The following is a 15,433-nucleotide window of genomic DNA, read 5'->3' on the forward strand; positions in this document are numbered from 1 at the left end:
ACCGCGGAGGCGAACTGCCAGTTGTTCGAGGCGTCCCAGTTGATCGACCACGTCATCGCGCCGCGGATGCCCGGCCACGTCTGCGCGGGCTTGAACGAGCCGCAGTTCGTGCCCTTCGCGAGGCAGTCGAGCGCCGCGTTGACGTTGGCGGGGGACTGGTGGCCGCCGCCCGCGCCGGAGGGGGAGGCGGGCAGGCCGAGGCCGACCTGGTCGGGCCGCAGGCCGTTCTGGAGCTGGATGCAGGCCAGCGCGACCAGGAAGTCGACCGTGCCCTGCGAGTACACCTTCTGGTCGCAGCCCAGCATCGAGCCGGAGTTGTAGTACTGCATGTTGACGACGGTCAGGATGTCCTTCACGGACAGCGCCAGCTTGAAGTACTCCGACTGCGTCGACTGCATGTCGATGGTCTGCGGGGCCATCGCGATGACCTTGCCGCCGCCCGCGCTGATCGCCCGCAGCGCCTGCGCCATGTAGGTCGCGTTGACGCCGTTCTCCAGGTCGATGTCCACGCCGTCGAAGCCGTAGTTCGCGATCAGGGTCTTCACGCTGTTCGCGAAGTTCGTGGCCGCGGTGGCGTTGGCGACGCTGATCGTGCCCTTCTCGCCGCCGACGGAGATGATCACCTTCTGGCCGCGGGACTGGAGGGTTCGCACGTCGGCCTTGAACTGGGCGTCGGTGTAGCCGCCGAGCTTGGACGACAGCGTCGGGTCCAGGGTGAACGCGACCGCGCCCTGGGTGGCGGTCGCGTCGGCGAACGCCACGGCCACGATGTCGTACGTGGTGGGCACGTCGGCGAGCCGGAGCAGCCGCGAGCCGTTGTCGAAGTTGTGCCAGTAGCCGGTGAGGGCGTGCTTCGGCAGCGACGGGTCCGGGTTGCCCGGCGTCGTGGTGGTGGTGGTCGTCGTGGTGGTGGTCGTCGTGGTGGTCGTCGTGCTCGTCGGCGGGGTGCCCGGACCGTCGAGGCTCACGTCGTCCACGTAGAAGGGCGGCTGGCCGTACCAGCCGTGCACGTACACCGTGACGCTCGTGCTGTTGCCGGTGGTGAAGTCCAGGGCGAGCCGGCCGAAGCCCGCCGACCCCGGCGTCCAGGTGCTCTTGTCGCCGCTGCCGGTGCCGGTCACGCCCAGGTACACGTAGCTGCCCTGCACCCACGCGCTCAACTGGTAGGCCGTGTTGGCCTTCACCGCGACGGTCTGCCCGCAGCGCGCGTTGTCCTGCCCGGCGGGGGTGCCGACCAGGGCGTGCGTGCCGCTGCGCTTGGGCGTGGTGACCACGCCCGTGCCCGCGCCGCACGTCCAGCCGCCCGTGCCGCCCTCGAACCCCGGGTTGGCGACCAGGTTGGCGGCCGACGCGCTGCCCACCACGACCAGGGTCAGGCCCGCGATCGCCAGCAGTCCCGCCAGCACCGCGCCCAGCACGCGTCTCGTCCTCGAAGCCACGTCCACCTCCACGTTCTCTCCGGCGGCCACGCCCAGCTCGGGTGACGCGGGCCACTCGAAAATGGACTAGACCAATGGGTCTTGTCAAGCCTGTGAACAATGGTCGGATGACGTTCACCGTTGATGACGCGATCCGGATCGCCAGGGCGGCCCACGACGGGCAGGTCGACAAGTCCGGCAAGCCCTACATCGGTCACCCGCTGCGCGTGATGAGCAAGGTGTCCGGCGAGCACGCCCGGATGGCCGCCGTGCTGCACGACGTGCTGGAGGACACCGCCCTCACCGCGGACGACCTGCTCGCCGCCGGCTGCCCGCCCGAGGTCGTGTCGACCGTGGTCGCGCTGAGCCACCTCCCCGGCGAGCCGCGCGAGGACTACCTCGGGCGCGTGCTGACCGACCCCGTGGCGGTCGTCGTGAAGCGGGCCGACATCGCCGACAACATGTCGCCGCCCCGGCTCGCGCTGCTCGACCGGGCCACCCAGGAGCGGCTGCGGGCCAAGTACGCGGACTCGCTCGACGTGCTCGGCCGCGACGCGGGGTGAGCGTTCCCCAACCTCGCCGTCACCCGCCCGTCATGCCCGGGGACGATCACGAACCGTGGTGAAACAGGTGCGGCGGAGGTCACGTCGAAATCGGCTGCGCAGGGCTCTGACGTGCGGCAAGATAGTAGGTGAACCGATACAGATAGATCGATCCGAAAGGTGACATGACAAACCCCCTGGCTACTGTTCGCACGTACTTCGCCACGCGACGCGCGATCCGCAAGCGGGAAGCGGACCTCGAACGCCAGCTGGCCGACTACAACACCCCCAGCGCCCGGATGGACATGGAAGCGATCCTCGCGCGTCACCCGGAGCACCAGACCCGGGAGATCGAAGCGATCCTCCGCCGCCACGCGCTGAACGGGATGCTCCGCAACTACAGCTGAGCACGCCCGGGCACCTTCGAGGGCCTTCAGGACAGGGACGTCCTGAGGGCCCTTTCGTCATCCCCGGGGCCCTTTCGCCGCCCTGGGCCCGGGAACGACGATCCCCGCCGACCACCCGCCCGGGGACGGGGATCGACGGGGACGCGACCGCGGGTCCTACTTCTTGCCCTTGTCCTTGCCGCCGGAGTCATCGGTGGACAGCGCGGCGACGAAGGCCTCCTGGGGAACCTCGACCCGGCCCACCATCTTCATCCGCTTCTTGCCCTCCTTCTGCTTCTCCAGCAGCTTGCGCTTGCGGGTGATGTCACCGCCGTAGCACTTCGCGAGGACGTCCTTGCGGATCGCGCGGATCGTCTCGCGGGCGATCACGCGCGCGCCGATGGCCGCCTGGATCGGCACCTCGAACTGCTGCCGCGGGATCAGCTCGCGCAGCTTCGTGGCCATCCGCGTGCCGTAGCCGTAGGCGTGGTCCTTGTGCACGATCGCGCTGAAGGCGTCCACCGGCTCGCCCTGGAGCAGGATGTCCACCTTGACCAGCTCGGCCTCCTGCTCGCCCGACTCCTCGTAGTCCAGCGACGCGTAGCCGCGCGTGCGCGACTTCAGGGCGTCGAAGAAGTCGAAGATGATCTCGCCGAGCGGCATCGTGTAGCGCAGCTCCACGCGGTCCTCGGACAGGTAGTCCATGCCGCCCAGCTGGCCGCGCTTGGCCTGGCACAGCTCCATGATCGCGCCGATGTAGTCGCTGGGCGCGATGATCGTGCACCGGGTGACGGGCTCGTACACCTCGGCGCGCTTGCCGTCGGGCCAGTCGGACGGGTTGGTCACGACGTGCACCGTCCCGTCCTCCATCACGACCCGGTACACCACGTTCGGCGCGGTCGAGATGAGGTCGAGGCCGAACTCGCGCTCCAGCCGGTCGCGGGTGATCTCCAGGTGCAGCAGGCCGAGGAAGCCGCAGCGGAAGCCGAAGCCCAGCGCCGCGGACGTCTCCGGCTCGAACGTGAGCGCGGCGTCGTTGAGCTGGAGCTTCTCCAGCGCCTCGCGCAGGATCGGGTAGTCCGAGCCGTCCACCGGGTAGAGGCCCGAGTACACCATCGGCCGCGGCTCGCGGTACCCGGCCAGCGGCTGGGTGGCGCCCTTCTTCTCCGACGTCACGGTGTCGCCGACCTTCGACTGGCGCACGTCCTTCACGCCGGTGATCAGGTAGCCCACCTCGCCGACGCCCAGGCCGACGCTCGGCTTCGGCTCGGGCGAGATGATGCCGACTTCCAGCAGCTCGTGGGTCGCGTTGGTCGACATCATCCGGATGCGCTGGCGCGGGGTGATCTTGCCGTCGACCACGCGGATGTAGGTGACGACGCCGCGGTAGGTGTCGTAGACCGAGTCGAAGATCATCGCGCGGGGCGGGGCGTCCGCGTCGCCGACCGGGGCCGGCACCCGCTTCACGACCTCGTCCAGCAGCGCCCCGACGCCCAGGCCGGTCTTGGCCGAGACGCGCAGCACCTCCTCGGGCTCGCACCCGACGATGTGGGCGAGCTCCTTGGCGTACTTGTCGGGGTCCGCGGCGGGCAGGTCGATCTTGTTCAGCACCGGGATGATGGTGAGGTCGTTCTCCATCGCCAGGTACAGGTTGGCCAGCGTCTGCGCCTCGATGCCCTGCGCGGCGTCGACCAGCAGGACCGTCCCCTCGCACGCCTCCAGCGCGCGGGACACCTCGTAGGTGAAGTCGACGTGGCCCGGCGTGTCGATCATGTGCAGGACGTGGTCCTGCCCCCCGACCTGCCACGGGAGCCGCACGTTCTGCGCCTTGATCGTGATGCCGCGCTCGCGTTCGATGTCCATCCGGTCGAGGTACTGCGCGCGCATCGCCCGGGCGTCGACCACGCCGGTGAGCTGCAGCATGCGGTCGGCCAGGGTGGACTTGCCGTGGTCGATGTGCGCGATGATGCAGAAGTTCCGGATCAGCTCCGGAGGCGTGAACGTCTGGTCGGCGAACGTGGTCACGAAGGTTCCTCGCACAAGAAGGACGGGGGAATCGCCCCATTCTCTCATGCCACGCCGCCGGGCCGGGCCTCGCGGGCGTGACCGAGGCCATAGGCTGCCCGCCGTGCACGCGAACGGAGAGGACCCGCGACCGGCCCGGGGCGCGGTGCGGGAGGTCCACACGGCGGCCCACGCGGCGGCGACCCTGGAGTACTCCCCCGACCTGGACGGCCTGGCCGACCCCGGCGAGGTCGTGTGGGCGTGGGTGCCCTTCGAGGAGGACCCGGACCGGGGCAAGGACCGCCCGCTGCTGGTGGTCGGCAGGCACCGCCGCACCCTGCTGGCGCTCATGCTGACCAGCAGGCCCCCGAACCGGCCCGAGGAGCAGGACGACCACCTCGACCTGGGCACGGGCCGCTGGGACCGCGACGGCCGCCACTCCTACCTGCGGCTGGACCGCGTGTTCGAACTGGCCGAGGACGGCATCCGCCGCGAGGGCTCGGTCCTCGAACCGGAGCGGTTCTCGCTGGTCGTGGACGCGCTGCGCCGGCTGGGCTGGAAGTAGGGCTCAGGCCAGCCGGGTCACCTCGACCGTGACCTCCAGCGCCGACGACGCGCCGCCCGAGTAGATGCCCTTGAGCGGCGCCACGTCGGCGTAGTCGCGGCCGTGGGCGACCCAGACGTGGCGCGGCCCGACCGGGATGCCGTTGGTCGGGTCGTGCCCCCACCAGCCGCCCGTCCACGCCTCGACCCACGCGTGGCTCTCGCCGCGCACGGTCTCGCGCACCTCGCCGTCCGGTTTGGTGTGCAGGTAGCCGGACACGTACCGGGCCGGGACGCCCATCGCGCGCAGCAGCACGAGCGTGACGTGCGCGTAGTCCTGGCACACCCCCTCGCGGGCCTGCCACGCGTCGGTCGCCGAGCTGTGCACGCCGGTCGTGCCCGACCGGTAGGTCAGCTGCTCGTGGACCCAGTTCGAGGCGGCCAGCACGGCGTCGGCCGGGCCCAGCCCCTTGCGCAGGCCCCGCGCCACGGCGGCCAGCTCGCGGTCGCGCGGCACGTAGGCCGTCCAGCCCAGGAACTCGGTGTAGCGGTCCACCAGGGCGTCCGCGCGGAGGTCGGCCCACGAGGCGGTGCGCACCGGCTCCTCCTCGGGCCCGGTCTCCACCACCGACGAGGCCACGACCTTCAGCTCCACGTGCGGCGCGTGCAGGTCGAACGAGGTGACCTCGGTGCCCCAGTAGTCGGTGTAGCGGTAGGCGCGGGTCGCGGGCGTGGTCTCCACGCGGGTGACCACGACGTTCTGCCGCCGGTCGGCGCGCGGCGTCATCCGCGCCTCGTTGTAGCTCTGCGTGACCGGCAGTTCGTACCGGTACCCGGTGGTGTGGACGACCCGCACGCGCCACGACACGTCAGACCACCTCGGCGTTCGTCCAGGCGACCCACGGCGCCGTGTGGAAGTACTGCTGGGAGACGGCCTCGCCGACGTCGCGCACGGTCACCTGGAGCGCCTTGAGCCGGCGCGGCAGGTGTTCGAGCAGGTCGTGGGGCCGCAGGAACTCCAGGTCGCTGCGGGCGCGACCGAGCAGGCGCAGCGCCTCGGCCCGGGCCCCGACCCGCACGGTCGGCTGGTGGTCGAGCTGCTCCAGGCAGGCTTCGGCCTGCCGCAGGGCGTGGAACACCGAGCGCGGGAACAGCCGGTCGAGCAGCAGGAACTGGGCGACCCGCGAGGCGTCCAGCGCGCCCCGGTAGGTGCGCAGGTACGTGTCGTGGGCGCCCGCCGACTTCAGCACGGTCACCCAGCCCGGCGAGTTCGCCTTGTCGCCGACGCGGGACAGCAGCAGCCGCACGATCATGTCGACGCGCTCCACGGACCGGCCGAGCACCAGGAACCGCCAGCCGTCGTCGCGGCTCATCGTGGAGTCGGCCAGGCCCGCGAACATCGCCGCCCGCTCCTCCACGAACGTGAAGAACGCGTGCGGGCCCATCGCGCGGGCGTACGCCTTGCGCTCCTCGACGGCGTTGTACATCGCGTTGAGGCACTCCCACATCTCGGTGGACACCACCTCGCGCGCGCCGCGGGTGTTCTCCCGGGCGCTGGTGATCGAGGCGATGATCGACCCGGCGTGGTCGCGCGAGTAGGCGACCAGCTCGGTGAGCGACCACACGTCGAACGAGGCGTCGCCGGGCGCGGGGATGCCGAGCACGCCCAGCAGGGCGCGGCTGGTCGAGTCCGGGTCGACCGTGGCGTCCTCCAGCAGCTGGTGCACCGACACGTCGAGGATGCGCGCGGTGTCGTCGGCGCGTTCGACGTACCGGCCGATCCAGTAGAGCGATTCCGCGTTGCGGGCCAGCATCACGCCTCCTCCGACGCCGGTGGGGACACCTGCCGTTGCTGTTGTTGCTGTTGTTGCTGCTGTTGCTGCGACGTGGTCAGCTCGGGCCCCTGCTCGGCGGCGGGCGAGGACTCCCCGTCCGGCCGCGCGAGGCCGGGCTCGGCCAGCTCGCGGTCCAGCGTGGACGACCGGGGCGCGAGCACCCACGTGTCCTTGGAACCGCCGCCCTGCGAGGAGTTCACGACGAGGCTGCCCTCGGGCAGCGCCACCCGGGTCAGGCCGCCGGGCAGCACGAAGACGGAGTTGCCGTCGTTGACCGCGAACGGCCGCAGGTCCACGTGCCGGGGCACGAGCCGGTCGCCCACCTTCGTCGGCACGGTGGACAGCTGCACGACGGGCTGCGCGATCCAGCCGCGCGGGTTGGTCCGGATGCCGCGGCGCAGCGCCGCCAGCGCGCGCGGGGTGGCGTACGGGCCGAACACGATGCCGTAGCCGCCGGAGCCGTCCACCGGTTTCACCACCAGCTCGTCGAGGTGGTCGAGGACGTGGGCGCGCTCCTCGGGCAGCCAGCAGCGGAACGTGTCCACGTTGGGCAGCAGCGGTTTCTCGCCCAGGTAGTACTGCAGGATCTCGGGCAGGTAGGTGTAGACGAGCTTGTCGTCGGCCACGCCGTTGCCGACCGCGTTGGCGACGACGACGTTGCCGGCGCGGGCGGCGTTGAGCAGGCCCGCGACGCCGAGCACCGAGTCCGGCCGGAAGTGCACGGGGTCGAGGAAGTCGTCGTCGATGCGCCGGTAGACCACGTCGACCTTCCGCTCGCCCTCGGTGGTGCGCAGGTAGACGGCGTTGTCGCGGCAGAACAGGTCGCGGCCCTCGACCAGCTCCACGCCCATCTGGCGGGCCAGCAGCGAGTGCTCGAAGTACGCGGAGTTCGCGATGCCCGGCGTGAGCACGACGACGGTCGGGTCGGCGGCGTTGGGCGCCGCGGCGTTGCGCAGGGCGCGCAGCAGGTGCACGGCGTAGTCGTCGACGGCGCGCACCCGGTGCCGGGCGAACAGGTCCGGGAAGACGCGCGCCATCGTGCGGCGGTTCTCCACCACGTAGGACACGCCCGACGGGCAGCGCAGGTTGTCCTCCAGCACGCGGAACACGCCCGCCTCGTCGCGCACCAGGTCCACGCCCGACACGTGGACGCGCACGCCGTTGGGCGGCTTGATCAGCGCGGCCTCGCGGTGGAAGTGCTCGCACGAGGTGATGAGCCGGCGCGGCAGCACGCCGTCGCGCACGATCTGGGCGTCGCCGTAGATGTCCGCCAGGAACATCTCCAGCGCCCGCACGCGCTGCACGATGCCGCGCTCCAGCCTGGACCACTCGGAGGCGGTGATGACGCGCGGGATGAGGTCGAGCGGGAACGGCCGCTCCTGCCCGGACAGCGAGAACGTGATGCCCTGGTCGACGAACGCCCGGTCCAGCGCCTCGGAGCGGGCGCTCAGCTCGCTCACCCGCGACGGCGCGATCGAGTCGTACAGCGCGCGGTAGGCGGGGCGCACCGAGGCGTCCGGGCCGAACATCTCGTCGTACGCCTCGGCGTGCGGGCGGGTGGGGTCGAGGTAGCCGTCGAACAGCTCCCCGGCCCGTGCGACGGCGCGGGCCGGGGAGCGGCGCAGCCCCGACGTGCGGGCCCGTGGAGTCGTCATGGTCCACATCTTTACTGCGGGAATGCCCGGAAAGCACTACCCCGGACCTTTGATGTGCAGGACGGAAACACCCCGGAAACAATCTCCGGACCGGTCTCCGGGAAATCCCCGATGCGGCGCGCAATCGGTTGCGGCGACGCTGGGGGCATGGCGGACAACCTCATGAAGGCGCTCGACGCGGCGTTCGGCCACCCCCGCGGCAAGGTGGGCGAGCTGGGCGGGCGCGTGATGGCCAAGCTCAACGCGAAGGTCGAGGAGCACGTCGTCGAGGTGGCCGCCCCGACGGCGGAGGAGGTCGTGCTCGTCCTCGGCCCCGGCCCCGGCGTCGGTCTCAAGCTGGCCGGCGAACGCGCGCTCAAGGCGATCGGCGTCGACCCGTCGCAGGTCATGCTGGACGAGGCGCGCGACCGCTGCGCCGAGCTGATCGTGGCCGGCCGGGTCGAGCTGCGCGAGGGCGCGGCGGCGCGGACCGGGCAGCCGGCGGCGTCGGTGGACGTGGTGGTCTCGGTCGACAACCTCCAGCTGTGGGGCAACCGGGCGGCGGCGTTCCACGAGCTGCGCCGCGTGCTGCGGCCGGGCGGGCGGCTCGTCGTGTCGGTGCGCCGGATGGCACTGGACACCTCCGAGTACGACCTGATGCGGGAGGCGGAGCTGGCCGGGTTCGCGAACGTCCGCACGTCGCTCCAGCGGCACGGCGGCGTGCTGCCGCCCACCGTGCAGCTACTCGCGGACGTCCCGGCGTAGCGGGTGCTCCGCGGGGACCTCGACGAGCACGATCCGCCGCCCGTCGGGGTCGGCGATCCACATCTCGTCCAGGCCCCACGGCTCGCGGCGGGCGGGGCGCGTGACGTGGTCGGCCAGCTCCTCGGCGGCGGCGGCGAGGTCGCGCACCTGCACCCAGAGCTGGGTGGCGGCGGTGGGCCCCTCGTCGGCGTCCCCGGACACCTCCAGGAACCCGCCGCCGAGGAAGAACACCGTGCCGCCCGGGAACTCGCGGTGCACGGCGAGGCCGAGGACGTCCCGGTAGAACGCGCGGGCGCGCCCGGGGTCGGTCGAGCGGACGAGGACGCGGCTGCTCAGGATCTCCACGCCGCCCAGGCGATCACAGGCGCACGTCGAGCGCCATCCGGACGTGCGGCGGGAACCCGTCGGCCCGCCCCGCCTCGCACCAACCGCGCGCGGCGCAGGACGCCCGTGCCCGCCCACCGACCGCGGCGGGCCCGACGAAGACCTCGACGAGCCGGTCACCGTCCTCCGCGCGCGACCCGCTTGCCCGACCCGCTTGCCCGACCCGCTTGCCACACCCCTCGGAAAAGTGATATCACTTTGCTAAGCACAAGATATGAACTGAGGGGTGGAGCGATGGACCCGGTCGTGGAAGCGGCGATGGACGTGGCCGTGAGGATGCCGACTCCCGTGGTGCGGGAGCGCGACGCGAAGCACGTGTCGGGCTGGGGCGTGCTGGGCGGTTCGATCGCCGCGATGGCGCTGGGCGCGCTGGTGATCGTGCTCTCCGCGATCCCCGACGGCCCGGACGCGGGACCGAGCGCGGCGGGGATCGTGATCGGCTCGCTGGTCGTGGTGGCCGGTTCCGTCGTGTCGGGCGGCCTGTTCACCGTGGCGCCGGGCGAGGTGCGGGTGCTCCAGTTCGCGGGCCGCTACATCGGCACCGTGCGGCGCGACGGCTTGCGCTGGGCCAACCCGTTCGCCACGAAGGTGAAGGTCTCGACCCGCATCCGCAACCACGAGACCGCCGCGCTCAAGGTCAACGACGCCGACGGCAACCCCATCGAGATCGCCGCCGTGGTGGTGTGGCAGGTCGAGGACACCGCGCGGGCCAAGTTCGAGGTGGACGACTTCGTGCGGTTCGTGGGCATCCAGACCGAGACCGCCGTGCGGCACATCGCCACCAGCTACCCGTACGACAACCACGACGAGGCCGGGCTGTCGCTGCGGGAGAACGCCGACGAGATCACCGAGACGCTGTCGGTGGAGATCGCGGCACGCGTGCAGGCGGCCGGCGTGAAGGTGATCGAGTCGCGCCTGACGCACCTGGCCTACGCTCCGGAGATCGCGCAGGCGATGCTCCAGCGCCAGCAGGCGGGCGCGGTGGTCGCGGCGCGGTCGAAGATCGTGGAGGGCGCGGTCGGGATGGTGCAGCTGGCGCTGGACCGGCTCGCCGAGCAGGACGTGGTGGAACTGGACGAGGAGCGCAAGGCGGCGATGGTGTCGAACCTGCTGGTGGTGCTGTGCGGCGACAAGTCCACCCAACCGATCGTCAACACCGGGTCGCTGTACCACTGACGTGGCCGACCGCAAGAGCGTCCTGCTGCGCCTCGACCCGGCGGTGCACGACGCCCTGGCCCGGTGGGCGAACGACGAGCTGCGCAGCACCAACGCGCAGATCGAGTTCCTGCTGCGCCGGGCCCTCGCCGAAGCGGGCCGCCTGCCCTCGGGCGCGGCGGCCCCGCCCAAGCGCGGCCGGCCCCGCAAGTCGGAACCGGCCCCCTCCGAGGACTGACCAGCCCGCGCCGCCGACGCACCCCGTGTCGGCGGCGCCCGGCGTTCCCGGCCCCCTTCACCAGCAGCCTCACCGAACGTGATCGACCGGCGTGATCGACTGGCGGACCCCCGGAGCCGGTGCGACCGTTGTGCCGGTGACCGAGCTGAACGCCCCGTACGCGCCGGGCACCCCGGCGTGGGTGGCCATGATGACCACCGACCGGGACGCGACGACGGCGTTCTACGGCGGCCTGTTCGGCTGGGACTTCGAGGTCGGCGGCCCCGACAGCGGGTACCGCACCAACGCCCTCGTGCGCGGCCTGCCCGTGGCCGGGTTCGACGGGATGCCGCCCGGCGCGGCGTTCCCCGTCGTGTGGACCACCTACCTCGCCACGGACGACCTCGACGAGTCCCTGGACGCGCTGGGCGCGGCCGGCGGCACGGTGCTCGTGCCGGAGGTGGACGCCGGCGACCTGGGGCGCAGCGCCATCGCGGTCGACCCGACGGGCGCGGCGTTCGGCCTGTGGGAGGCGGGCACGCACATCGGCGCGTACGTGGTGGGCGAACCGGGCGCGGTGGTGTGGAACGAGCTCGCCACCCGCGACCCGTTCGGCGCGGCGGAGTTCTACCGGGACGTGTTCGGCCTGGGCCTGGACCCGGTGCCGGACCTGCCCTACACGCGGCTGACCGTCGACGGCCGGGCCGTGGCCGGCGTGTTCGGCATGACCGACGGGGTTCCCGCCGAGATCCCGCCGCACTGGATGACCTGCTTCGCGGTGTCCGACGCCGAGGAGTCGGCACGGCGGGTGCGCGCCCTGGGCGGCGTCACCGTCGGCGAGGTCGTGGACTCCCCGTTCGGCCGGTTCACCACGGCTGGTGACCCGATGGGCGCCACGTTCCGGCTCATCCAACCGCCGCCTTCCACCCCAGGCTGACCACGAGCGCCACCACGACGGTGAGGAACACCCGGCGCACGAACGCCGACCCCCGCCGCACGGCGAGCCGGGCGCCGAACACCGCGCCGGCCGTGTTGCACACCGCGAGCACCGCCGCGAGCCCCCACAGCACCTTGCCCGCCGGGACGAAGTAGAACAGCGCGCCCAGGTTCGTCGCCACGTTCACCAGCTTCGCCGTGGCCGAGGCGCGCAGGAACGCGAACCCGACCACCCCCACCAGCAGGAACACCAGGAACGCGCCGGTGCCCGGCCCGGCCAGCCCGTCGTAGAAGCCGATCACCGCGCCGCCGAGCGCCATCACCCCGATCTGCGCGGCACGCGTGAACCGGGGCGTCTCGGCCACCCCCAACGCGGGCTTGCGCCACGTGTAGGCGCCGACGCCGACCAGCGCCACGAGCACCACGGCGTTCAACGTGCCCGGCGCCAGCGCCCCCGCGAACGCCGCGCCGCCCACCGCGCCGCCGAACGCCGCCGCCGCCATCGGCAGCGCCGCCCACCAGTCGACCGACGTCTGCCGCGTGTAGGTCCGCACCGCCGCCGCGGTGCCCACGACCGCGGCCACCTTGCTCGTGGCCAACGCGTACAGCGGCTGCCCGCCGGGCGCGACGAGCAGCAGCGCGGGCAACTGGATCAGGCCCCCGCCGCCGACGACCGCGTCCACCGCGCCCGCGAGCGCGGCGGCGAGGCACAGGAACAGCAGGGCGGCGAGCGAGACGTGCCCGAACCCGGGCCAGTCGAGAGCGGTGGTCACGCACAGTATTTAACAGGACAGGCGTACTGCATTTCACCCCTTACCTGCGCAAAGCGGTTGGGAGCGCTCCCAGAATGCGCCATTCGGCCCTGGTGTGCGCCACCTCACACCGGGAGGGTGAGTCGAACCGCCCCGCCCACACCCTCCTCGCGCCTTCTCCCCCGCCCACGCCCCTCGTCCCGGGAGGTCCTCGATGCTGAGATCCCGCAAGCGCACCGCCATCGGCGCCCTGGCCGTGCTGGCCATGCTGGTCACCGGAGCGCAGGCGAGCGGCGTGATGGAACCGGGCGGCAGCGACTACACCGACGCCCGCGCCCCCGTCGACCGCCGCGTCGACGACCTCCTGCGGCGGATGACGCTGGAGGAGAAGGTCGGCCAGATGACCCAGATCCGCCTCGGCAAGCTGCGGGGCAACTGCGAGTGGAACGCCGGCCCGCTGCGCGAGGACTGCATGAAGGCCGTCCTGGAGGACGCGAAGGTCGGCTCGATCCTCTCCGGCGGCGGCGACGCGCCCAACCCGAACACGCCCCGCGAGTGGGCGAAGATGACCAACGCCGTCCAGAAGTTCGCACTCGACCACAGCCGGCTCAAGATCCCGGTCATCTACGGCGCCGACGGCGTGCACGGCCACTCGAACGTGCTCAGCGCCACCATGTTCCCGCACCAGGTGGGCCTGGGCGCGACCTGGAACCCGGACCTGCAGGAGCGGATCGGCGCCTCCACCGGCGAGGCGATGCGCGCGACCGGCGTGTTCTGGAACTTCGCCCCGGTCTCCGACCTGGCCCGCGACACCCGCTGGGGCCGCTACTACGAGACCTACAGCGAGGACCCGGTGCTGGCGGGCTCGCTGGCGGCGGCCAACGTGCGCGGCCAGCAGGGACCGGCCGACGGCACCGCGAAGCTCACCGCGACCGCCAAGCACTTCGCGGGCTACTCCGAGCCGTTCAACGGCCACGACCGCGCGCCCGCGCAACTGCCCATCCGCCACCTCCAGGACACCGTCCTGCCCGCCTTCCAGGCGCAGTTCGACGCGGGCGTCGGCACCGTCATGATCAACTCCGGCGCGGTGAACGGCGTGCCCGCCCACGCCTCGAAGTACCTGCTCACCGAGCAGTTGCGCGACCGCATGGGCTTCCGAGGCGTGGCCATCACCGACTGGGAGGACATCCGCTTCCTGGTCGACCGCTACCACGTGGCCGCCGACTACCGGGAGGCCATCGCGCTGGCCGTCAACGCGGGCGTGGACATGGCGATGGAACCCTCCAACGCCGCCGAGTTCACCTCCGGCCTGCTGGCGAACGTCCGCGGCGGGGCCATCAGCGGCAGGCGCATCGACCAGGCGGTGCGCCGCATCCTCACCCTCAAGTTCCAGCTGGGCCTGTTCGAGAAGCCGTTCGTGGACGAGGCGAAGGCGGACGCGATCGTCGACGGCGCCGACCGGCAGCTGGCCCGCCAGGCCGCGGCCGAGGGCACGGTCCTGCTGCGCAACGACGGTGTCCTGCCGCTGTCCACGGGCGCCCGCAAGCTCGTCGTGACCGGTGACGCGGCCGACTCGGTCGCCCGCCAGCTCGGCGGCTGGACGGTCGGCTGGCAGGGCATCCCGTCCGGCTCCCCGCTGCCGCCCACCGTCACCGTGCTCCAGGGCATCCGCGCCGCCGCGCCCACGACGGACGTCGTCAACGCCCCGACCCAGGCCGACGCGGTCGCCCAGGCCGCCGACGCCGACGCCGTGGTCGTCGTGCTCGGCGAGGACCCCGGCGCCGAGGGCGACGCCGACACCGAGTCGCCCGAGCTGACCGCCGAGCAGCAGGCGCTGGTCACGGCCGTGCGCGCGACCGGCAAACCGGTCGTCGCGGTGCTGCTCACCGGCCGGCCGCAGGTGCTCGGCGCGGTCGCCGACGCCCCCGCCCTGGTCGCGGGCTGGCTACCGGGCTCGGAGGGCGGCAGCGCCATCGCCGACGTGCTCTTCGGCGCGGTCAACCCCAGCGGCAGGCTCGCGGTGTCGTGGCCCAAGACCGTCGGCGACCAGCCGTTCTCCTACGACCAGCCGCGCGGCGCCAACGCGGGCCCCAGCTCCAGCTACGACCCGCAGTTCGCCTTCGGCCACGGCCTGTCCTACACCACGTTCACCACCTCCACGCCGGTCCTCAAGTCGACCGAGGTCCGCCGCGACGACCAGGTCAGGCTGTCGGTCGCGGTGGCCAACACCGGCGACCGCGACGGCACGGTCGTCGTCCCGGTGTACGTGCACCAGCCGGTGAGCCAGGTGCTCACGCCCTACCAGCGGCTGGTCGGCTTCACCCGCGTCACGCTCAAGGCCCACGAGCAGCGCACCGTCGAGGTGAGCTTCCCCACCAAGCACCTGGCGGTGACCGCGGGCGACGTGCACGGCGACGGCAAGCCCGAGGTCGCCCGGGGCGCCTACGAGGTGCTGGTGGGCGACGGGAGGGCCGGGTTCACGGTCCGGTGAGCAGCCTTGATATCCTTCTCCGTCGTACCGCGCGGCATTCCGCTGTGGAGGAAACCCGCCCCCGTTCCGGGGTCGGAGCCGATGAACGAGCGCGGTGCGACTCCGAGACCGAGGAATAAGGTGGCTTTCGCGTGGCGAACATCAAGTCCCAGCTGAAGCGGATCAAGACCAACGAGAAGGCGCGCCTGCGCAACAAGGCCGTCAAGTCGTCGCTCAAGACCGCGATCCGCAAGTTCCGTGAGGCCGCTGAGGCGGGCGACAAGGCGAAGGCCACCGAGCTGGCGCGGGAGGCTTCCCGCAAGCTCGACAAGGCCGTCACCAAGGGCGTCATCCACGCCAACCAGGCCGCCAACAAGAAGTCGGCGCTGGCC

The 15,433-nt window shown here is 72.1% G+C and carries 16 protein-coding genes; 9 read left to right on the forward strand and 7 right to left on the reverse strand.

Annotated elements, in window-relative coordinates; translation table 11 throughout:
* Nucleotides 1-1,439: chitinase (locus ACR807_RS36520; RefSeq protein ID WP_438926081.1), on the reverse strand; the 1,439-nt coding region annotated here is incomplete at its 3' end.
* Nucleotides 1,440-1,546: 107 nt separating this feature from the next.
* Between ACR807_RS36520 and ACR807_RS36525 the strand changes: the two genes are divergently transcribed.
* Both ACR807_RS36525 and ACR807_RS36530 read left to right on the forward strand, forming a co-directional pair.
* A complete protein-coding gene (locus ACR807_RS36525; RefSeq protein WP_438926082.1) occupies nt 1,547-1,981 on the forward strand; it encodes an HD domain-containing protein in 435 nt (144 codons plus the stop codon).
* Between the two features lie 164 nt (nt 1,982-2,145).
* Entirely contained in the window at nt 2,146-2,367 is a 222-nt protein-coding gene (locus tag ACR807_RS36530) for a hypothetical protein (RefSeq protein ID WP_438926083.1), read from the forward strand.
* A 156-nt stretch (nt 2,368-2,523) separates the two neighbouring features.
* Here the strand turns inward: ACR807_RS36530 and lepA are convergent, their stop codons facing one another.
* A complete protein-coding gene (gene lepA, locus ACR807_RS36535) occupies nt 2,524-4,371 on the reverse strand; it encodes a translation elongation factor 4 (RefSeq protein ID WP_438926084.1) in 1,848 nt (615 codons plus the stop codon).
* Nucleotides 4,372-4,474: 103 nt separating this feature from the next.
* Here lepA and ACR807_RS36540 point away from each other — a divergent pair, with 103 nt between their 5' ends.
* On the forward strand, nt 4,475-4,915 hold the full coding sequence (locus ACR807_RS36540; protein ID WP_438926085.1) for a type II toxin-antitoxin system PemK/MazF family toxin: 441 nt from the start codon (nt 4,475-4,477) through the stop codon (nt 4,913-4,915).
* 3 nt (nt 4,916-4,918) lie between these two features.
* On the opposite strand, the gene ACR807_RS36545 is transcribed toward ACR807_RS36540, so the two are convergent.
* The 3 genes from ACR807_RS36545 to ACR807_RS36555 are packed head-to-tail and all read right to left on the reverse strand — an operon-like array spanning nt 4,919 to nt 8,392.
* Nucleotides 4,919-5,761: a transglutaminase family protein gene (locus tag ACR807_RS36545; protein ID WP_438926086.1), complete on the reverse strand. Its 843-nt coding sequence runs from the start codon at nt 5,759-5,761 to the stop codon at nt 4,919-4,921.
* A 1-nt stretch (nt 5,762) separates the two neighbouring features.
* On the reverse strand, nt 5,763-6,707 hold the full coding sequence (locus ACR807_RS36550) for an alpha-E domain-containing protein (RefSeq protein WP_438926087.1): 945 nt from the start codon (nt 6,705-6,707) through the stop codon (nt 5,763-5,765).
* The gene (locus ACR807_RS36555) at nt 6,707-8,392 is read right to left on the reverse strand and encodes a circularly permuted type 2 ATP-grasp protein (RefSeq protein ID WP_438926088.1); all 1,686 of its coding nucleotides are present in this window, start codon (nt 8,390-8,392) and stop codon (nt 6,707-6,709) included. Before ACR807_RS36555 ends, ACR807_RS36550 begins: the two co-directional genes overlap by 1 nt.
* A 138-nt stretch (nt 8,393-8,530) precedes the next feature.
* Here ACR807_RS36555 and ACR807_RS36560 point away from each other — a divergent pair, with 138 nt between their 5' ends.
* Nucleotides 8,531-9,127: a class I SAM-dependent methyltransferase gene (locus ACR807_RS36560; RefSeq protein WP_438926089.1), complete on the forward strand. Its 597-nt coding sequence runs from the start codon at nt 8,531-8,533 to the stop codon at nt 9,125-9,127.
* On the opposite strand, the gene ACR807_RS36565 is transcribed toward ACR807_RS36560, so the two are convergent.
* On the reverse strand, nt 9,104-9,472 hold the full coding sequence (locus ACR807_RS36565; protein WP_438926090.1) for a VOC family protein: 369 nt from the start codon (nt 9,470-9,472) through the stop codon (nt 9,104-9,106). The two genes, ACR807_RS36560 and ACR807_RS36565, sit on opposite strands and share 24 nt — an antisense overlap.
* Before the next feature lie 273 nt (nt 9,473-9,745).
* Here ACR807_RS36565 and ACR807_RS36570 point away from each other — a divergent pair, with 273 nt between their 5' ends.
* From ACR807_RS36570 to ACR807_RS36580, 3 genes are all read left to right on the forward strand, one after another.
* Nucleotides 9,746-10,687: an SPFH domain-containing protein gene (locus tag ACR807_RS36570; RefSeq protein ID WP_438926091.1), complete on the forward strand. Its 942-nt coding sequence runs from the start codon at nt 9,746-9,748 to the stop codon at nt 10,685-10,687.
* Nucleotide 10,688: 1 nt separating this feature from the next.
* Nucleotides 10,689-10,904, forward strand: a complete 216-nt coding sequence (locus ACR807_RS36575; RefSeq protein ID WP_438926092.1) for a type II toxin-antitoxin system antitoxin — start codon at nt 10,689-10,691, stop codon at nt 10,902-10,904.
* Nucleotides 10,905-11,040: 136 nt separating this feature from the next.
* A complete protein-coding gene (locus tag ACR807_RS36580; protein ID WP_438926093.1) occupies nt 11,041-11,820 on the forward strand; it encodes a VOC family protein in 780 nt (259 codons plus the stop codon).
* Here the strand turns inward: ACR807_RS36580 and ACR807_RS36585 are convergent.
* Nucleotides 11,789-12,592: a sulfite exporter TauE/SafE family protein gene (locus tag ACR807_RS36585; RefSeq protein WP_438926094.1), complete on the reverse strand. Its 804-nt coding sequence runs from the start codon at nt 12,590-12,592 to the stop codon at nt 11,789-11,791. The two genes, ACR807_RS36580 and ACR807_RS36585, sit on opposite strands and share 32 nt — an antisense overlap.
* Nucleotides 12,593-12,785: 193 nt before the next feature.
* Between ACR807_RS36585 and ACR807_RS36590 the strand changes: the two genes are divergently transcribed.
* Complete coding sequence (locus ACR807_RS36590) at nt 12,786-15,062, forward strand: glycoside hydrolase family 3 N-terminal domain-containing protein (protein WP_438926095.1); 2,277 nt, start codon at nt 12,786-12,788, stop codon at nt 15,060-15,062.
* Nucleotides 15,063-15,193: 131 nt separating this feature from the next.
* The coding region (gene rpsT / locus ACR807_RS36595) for a 30S ribosomal protein S20 (RefSeq protein WP_438926096.1) at nt 15,194-15,433 on the forward strand (240 nt) is incomplete at its 3' end.

Origin of the sequence: Saccharothrix sabaoui (genome assembly GCF_051756985.1) — a bacterium.
In the GTDB taxonomy this organism is placed as follows: Bacteria; Actinomycetota; Actinomycetes; order Mycobacteriales; family Pseudonocardiaceae; genus Actinosynnema.

Excerpts from the sequence above, each read along its gene's own strand:
- ACR807_RS36530 (WP_438926083.1), top strand. The coding sequence starts at position 2,146 with ATGACAAACCCCCTGGCTACTGTTCGCACGTACTTCGCCACGCGACGC.
- ACR807_RS36590 (WP_438926095.1), top strand. The coding sequence starts at position 12,786 with ATGCTGAGATCCCGCAAGCGCACCGCCATCGGCGCCCTGGCCGTGCTG.
- ACR807_RS36570 (WP_438926091.1), top strand. The coding sequence starts at position 9,746 with ATGGACCCGGTCGTGGAAGCGGCGATGGACGTGGCCGTGAGGATGCCG.
- ACR807_RS36560 (WP_438926089.1), top strand. The coding sequence starts at position 8,531 with ATGGCGGACAACCTCATGAAGGCGCTCGACGCGGCGTTCGGCCACCCC.
- ACR807_RS36555 (WP_438926088.1), bottom strand. The coding sequence starts at position 8,392 with ATGTGGACCATGACGACTCCACGGGCCCGCACGTCGGGGCTGCGCCGC.
- ACR807_RS36525 (WP_438926082.1), top strand. The coding sequence starts at position 1,547 with ATGACGTTCACCGTTGATGACGCGATCCGGATCGCCAGGGCGGCCCAC.
- ACR807_RS36550 (WP_438926087.1), bottom strand. The coding sequence starts at position 6,707 with ATGCTGGCCCGCAACGCGGAATCGCTCTACTGGATCGGCCGGTACGTC.